Origin of the sequence: Chitinophaga sp. (assembly GCF_036566945.1) — a bacterium.
GTDB lineage: Bacteria > Bacteroidota > Bacteroidia > Chitinophagales > Chitinophagaceae > Chitinophaga.
This window is the reverse complement of the sequence record NZ_DATCVJ010000689.1, coordinates 1-5,830: the sequence shown is the minus strand read 5'-3', so window position 1 is coordinate 5,830 and position 5,830 is coordinate 1. Positions and strand designations below refer to the sequence as shown.

Here is a 5,830-nt window from a genome sequence, read left to right as displayed (position 1 = left end):
TCCAGACAGTCAGGGACTGACACACTATCCTGCTCCGCCAATTGTAGCTGGTCGCTCATCGCGGGTTGCGGAATGGCTAATGCCAATATTTCCTGTATTTCTTTCACTTTAGCTATTTTTTTAAATCCGTGCTGTTATTGAGGTCACAAATTTAGGGATTCATTTCCTAAACAAATACGTTTTGACAATACAGTTACAAAGCATCCCTAACATAAATGGATTGCTTTTAGCTTGCAGTTGCGCCCTGACAGAACTTATTGGTATAAATTTCGTTTATGCTTTACTGATGGCAAAGAATGGATTTAATATAGGCAAGCTGCTAAAGATCGTGTTCATCACTTTCGGCAGTCTTATGCTATTGGTACTGGTTACTGGCTGGTACCTTAACCGTCACTGGAACAAGCTCTTAAAACGGGAATTGCCCGGTTATGTGACGGATCTATCGGATAGCCTTTACACGGTAAAATTCAAAGGCCTGCGCCTGGACGTACTTTCCGGCAGCGTAACTGTGGAAAAAGTCGTTATGGTAGCCGATACGATGATTTACCAGCGACTGCTGCGCGAGCAAAGGGCGCCCTCCGAAGTGTATACCATCAGTGTAGACAAACTGGAACTGAAATATTTCAAACCGTGGCGTTATTTCATGGGAAAAGAGCTGAATGCGGGTTCACTTACGGTAACTGGTCCGAGCATTATCATGGAGCAAAACGCTACTGTGAAAGATACCAGTAAGCCCCAAACGGCCTATCAGCATATATCGGCCAAAATGAAGTCTATTTTTATAGGCACCCTCGTACTGGACAGCACTAATTTTAAGTATATTTTTACGAGGAAAGACTCCTCCCATGTTTTGCATGAGTTTCATAACTTAAGTGTGCATATCAATGATTTCCTGATAGATTCCCTTGCCCTGAATGATCCTACCCGCTTTTTATATGCCCGCAATTACGAAATAGGGATGCGGGATTATATGAACAGGACCCGCGACAGTCTTTACTGGCTGAACGTACGGGGCATCCGGTACGATGCGGCGCAGCGCACCCTGCATCTTGGCCGGTTTGAGGTACAGCCACGGTATGATAAAGAAGCCTTTCAGAAAAAAACAGGCGTTCAACAGGACCGGTATGTAATGGTACTCAATGATATCAGTTTACATCACCTGAATCCCCGGTTATTGTTGCAGGAGCAGCAAATATGGACACAGCGGGTGGAAATACAGGGGGGCAGCATTGAAATTTACCGGAACAGAATGCTACCTATGCCGCCCGGAAATAAATTGGGGCAATATCCTCACCAGTTATTGAGTCAGCTGAGAGTACCCCTGAGCATTGATACCCTTACCTGCAATAATATAAACATTGAGTATAAAGAATTGAGCCCGGTCACCGCACAGACCGGGCATATAAACTTTAGCCATGTACACGGCCTTTTTAGAAATATCACCAATATTGACAGTCTGGTTGCCAAAAACAACCGGATGACGGCCAATTTTGACGCCGTCTTTATGCAAAGCGGGAAACTCACCGCCAGGTTTGATTTTACCCTGAATGATAAGGCCGGCCGCTTTGGAGTTTCCGGGCTGCTTAACGATATGAATGGGAAAGACCTAAATGTGGTGACCAAGCCATTGGGGAAAGTCGAAATCCGTTCCTGTGATATTAAGGAACTAACCTTTAATATTAAAGGAGATGAACGAAAGGCGGCAGGGCATATAAAATTACTGTATCAGAACCTGAAAATAGCCGTTTTGAAGCAGGATGACGATCATAAGGGATTTAAGCGGAAAGGACTGGTCAGCCTACTCGCTAATTCATTGGTTATCAAAGATTCCAATCCATTGAGGGATGAAAAAGTACGTATAGCCACCGTTGCGTACGAGCGGGACATCCGAAAATCGTATTTTAACCTGGTGTGGAAAACTTTATTTAAAGGGGTAAAAGACGTAGTTGGGGCGGGAAACCTGTAATAGAAAATTGGGCTACCCTCACTGCTTAAAAACAGGCATTCTTTTGTGGAAATAAGGCTTATTTTTCGTATTTTTGCATGATTGTCTACCGATTTTATTTCTAATAGATTTTACACCAACATATGAGCGAAGAATTAGTGCAAGCACCCAGCCCCAGCAGCAACAAATATGATGCGGGGAGTATACAGGTATTGGAAGGTCTGGAAGCCGTACGTAAGCGTCCAGCCATGTATATCGGCGATATTGGCATCAAGGGTCTCCACCACCTGGTTTATGAGGTGGTTGATAACTCGATTGATGAAGCCCTCGCCGGATACTGCAAAAATATTGACGTTACCATTCTGGAGGATAACTCTATCCGCGTAAAGGATGATGGCCGTGGTATTCCTGTTGGTATCATGCCTAAGGAAGGCCGTTCTGCACTGGAAGTTGTAATGACTGTACTCCACGCCGGTGGTAAATTTGACAAGAACACTTATAAGGTATCCGGTGGTTTGCACGGTGTGGGTGTGAGCTGCGTGAATGCCCTGAGTGACGTATTGCATGTAACAGTAGAAACTGAAGGCAAATTGTTTGAGCAGGAATTTCACCGCGGTGTACCACAGTACTCTGTACGCGAAATAGGCGTTAGTGGAGTAACCGGTACTACCATCCATTTCAAACCGGATGGTGAAATTTTCAAGGAAACTACCTATAACCGCGAAATACTCGCAGGTCGTTTACGCGAATTATCTTACCTGAACCGGAAAATCAAGATTACTTTAACTGATGAGCGCGAAAAGGATGAAGAAGGCAATAATTTCTCTGAAACTTTCTACAGCGAAGGTGGTATCAAAGAATTTATCCAAATGCTTGATAAGAACGGCCGTCGCAACCCGTTGTTACCAACTCCGATTTATGTAGAAGTACATGAGCCTGTTTCCAATGTATCAGTAGAGGTAGCGCTGGTGTATAACGATGCATTCAGTGAAAACATTTTCTCTTACGTTAATAACATCAACACCATTGAAGGAGGTACACACGTAGCCGGTTTCCGCCGCGCTATTACCCGTGTATTCAAATCTTATGGTGATAAGAATAAGATGTTCGAGAAATCGAAGATCGAAGTAACCGGTGATGACTTCCGTGAAGGATTAAGTGCCATCATCAGTGTGAAAGTTCCAGAGCCACAGTTTGAAGGTCAAACCAAAACCAAACTCGGTAACTCCGATGTAATGGGTGTGGTAGACAGCTCTGTAGCCGCTGTACTGGATGCATTCCTGGAGGAAAATCCACGTGAGGCAAAAACGATTATCAATAAAGTAGTGCTGGCTGCACAAGCCCGCGAAGCTGCCCGTAAAGCCCGTCAGCTGGTACAACGCAAGAGCGTGATGACCGGTAGTGGTTTACCTGGTAAGCTGGCTGACTGCTCTGATAACGATCCTACCAAATGTGAATTGTACCTTGTCGAAGGAGATTCCGCGGGTGGTACTGCCAAACAAGGCCGTAACCGTAACTACCAGGCGATTCTGCCACTGCGTGGTAAGATCCTGAACGTAGAGAAAGCTATGGAGCATAAGATCTACGAGGATAATGAAATCAAGAACATCTTTACTGCACTGGGTGTAACTATTGGTACAGAAGAAGATGATAAAGCGCTGAACCTTTCCAAACTGCGCTATCACAAGCTCATCATCATGACGGATGCTGACGTGGATGGTAGTCACATTGCGACACTGATCCTGACTTTCATTTTCCGTTATATGAAAGCGATGGTAGAACAGGGTTATGTATACATTGCACAACCACCACTGTACCTCGTGAAAAAAGGTAAGGAACAAACTTACGCATGGACAGAAGATGAGCGTAAAGCTGCTACCCTGAAACTGGCCGGTGCCGGTAAAGAAGACAGCGTAACCATTCAGCGTTATAAAGGTTTGGGAGAGATGAACGCAGAACAACTGTGGGATACTACTATGAATCCTGAACACCGCACGTTGAAACAGGTAACTATTGAAAGTGCTGCAGAAGCTGACCGTGTGTTTAGTATGCTGATGGGTGACGAAGTTCCACCACGCAGAGCATTCATTGAATCTCATGCGAAGTATGCAAAGATCGATGCTTAATTACGTATATACGTTTATGTTATAAACAAGAAAGCCTTCCGTTTAACGGAAGGCTTTCTTGTTTATAAGCTCTTTTTTTATCCTTCTTTCGTGAGTATATAATTTGCTAAAATCTGGTATCCGAAAACCCCTATCAGCATAACGGTAACGAATATATTAAAAGGGTCATTTTTCCAAAAAGCAAAACCTACTCCCAACACCCCCAATAAGGCCAGTCCTGCTACATACCATCTGGTAAAATTGCGGCTCTTTTTTCTTTCTGAGACATACAATCCTGCAGAAGGTAACAACATCACGCCAGTACAAATACATAACGCCAGCAGACCGTTAATACCACTGATCATAAAGGCTGTACCGGAGAGTAGTGTAACCCCTAACAGGATGCCTACAATATTGGAGACCTTTGTTTGTTCCGGGCTCAGTGCGTATCTGCCATATGGATTGAGGCGCAGAAACAGGTTACTCACCGGTGTAATTAACCAGGTAGAAATAGCCATTAATGCGAGTATGACGTACAGCGGGAAAAAATACTGATTGGCAATTTGTGTGAGTATAAAAATAGCAATAATAATAGCCCACTGGGTACGGGCTTTCTGACGTCCCATAAAGAACGAATAGTTCAGGAACTGCCGGTATAACCAGTACCTGGCTTTCATGGCCTGTACCATCCCATTCCGGGCTACTTCATTGTTAGGATCTATTTTTAAAGACTCCCTGAAATGTTCGAGTGCTTTGCGGTGATTGCGGGCTTCCAGCCACTTCCAACCAAGATTGGCGTGGGTATAAGCGTTTTCCGGATTATGTTCCAGGGCTTCGTGCAAACCAGAGAATGCTTCTTCTTTTCTTCCCAAACTAAATAAGGCATGGGAACGAAGATTTAAACAGGCTTCATCTTCCGGATTAAGTGCCAGCCCTTCGTCTGCTTTGCGTAGCGCGGCTTCATATTCCTTTTTATTCAGTAATATCTGGCTCCACATGGCAAAATAATGCGAGTAGTGGGGGTTGATCGCTACTGCGCTGCTAATAGCCCTGATCGCCTCATTATATTGATTTTTGATGGATGCTATCCTTGACTGCAGATACAGGAACCGGTCATCGTAGGGAGCAAAGCTGAGTGTATAGGCAGCTACCTGTTCTGCTTCTGCGGTATTGCCTGTTTCCAGGTAGCATACTGCCAGCAGATAAAGGCCCTCTGTATCATGTGCATTGGTGCTCAGGTGCTGACGCAGCGCAGTAAAGGCGTCGTCAAAGCGGCCTTGTTGTAGCAATATCTGAGCGCGCTGAATTAATACAGCCATAAACGTTATTTCTTAATATCCAGGTATTTCAATACATCATCATAAAGACCGGTTTCATTCGAATACAGCGCATAATTACGGGCAGTATTAAACCATTCCCTTGTGGTAGGTTTATGTATTTTAGCGGCTTTTAATAATTCTTTCTGTGTGATGGGCTGTGGCACGCCTTTTTGCAATGCTTCGAGCAGTTTTTCTTCAATAGCAATATCTACAATTGCTTTGAGATCTGCGCCGGAATAACCGGGTGTTGCTTTCGCCAATGCGTTGTAATTGATATCTCCTACTGGTTTATTGCGTAGTTGCAGTTTCAGTATTTCTTCTCTGCCATCAGCTTCCGGCGGTGCCACAAAAATGATCCTATCAAAGCGGCCGGGGCGGCGGAAGGCCGGGTCCAGGCTCCACGGCGCATTGGTAGCGCCAATGATGAGAATATTTTCGTTGCTGGCGGCAATCCCATCCAT

Annotated in this window: 4 protein-coding genes; 2 read left to right on the top strand and 2 right to left on the bottom strand. The window is 44.6% G+C overall.

The genetic code is table 11. From position 1 onward, the window contains the following. The first annotated feature begins 286 nt into the window (after positions 1 to 286). Together VIP81_RS20845 and gyrB are read left to right on the top strand one after the other, a co-directional pair. Entirely contained in the window at positions 287 to 1,966 is a 1,680-nt protein-coding gene (locus tag VIP81_RS20845; protein ID WP_331965738.1) for a hypothetical protein, read from the top strand. A 122-nt stretch (positions 1,967 to 2,088) separates the two neighbouring features. After that, a complete protein-coding gene (gyrB, locus tag VIP81_RS20840; protein WP_331965735.1) occupies positions 2,089 to 4,071 on the top strand; it encodes a DNA topoisomerase (ATP-hydrolyzing) subunit B in 1,983 nt (660 codons plus the stop codon). A gap of 77 nt (positions 4,072 to 4,148) precedes the next feature. On the opposite strand, the gene VIP81_RS20835 is transcribed toward gyrB, so the two are convergent. Both VIP81_RS20835 and VIP81_RS20830 read right to left on the bottom strand, forming a co-directional pair. Then, a complete protein-coding gene (locus VIP81_RS20835; protein WP_331965732.1) occupies positions 4,149 to 5,369 on the bottom strand; it encodes a tetratricopeptide repeat protein in 1,221 nt (406 codons plus the stop codon). Between the two features lie 5 nt (positions 5,370 to 5,374). Continuing rightward, on the bottom strand, positions 5,375 to 5,830 hold a 456-nt coding region (locus tag VIP81_RS20830), incomplete at its 5' end, for an ATP-binding protein (RefSeq protein ID WP_331965729.1).

Bases quoted from the DNA above. Each gene is read 5' to 3' on its own strand.
- gyrB (WP_331965735.1), top strand. From the start codon at position 2,089: ATGAGCGAAGAATTAGTGCAAGCACCCAGCCCCAGCAGCAACAAATAT.
- VIP81_RS20835 (WP_331965732.1), bottom strand. From the start codon at position 5,369: ATGGCTGTATTAATTCAGCGCGCTCAGATATTGCTACAACAAGGCCGC.
- VIP81_RS20845 (WP_331965738.1), top strand. From the start codon at position 287: ATGGCAAAGAATGGATTTAATATAGGCAAGCTGCTAAAGATCGTGTTC.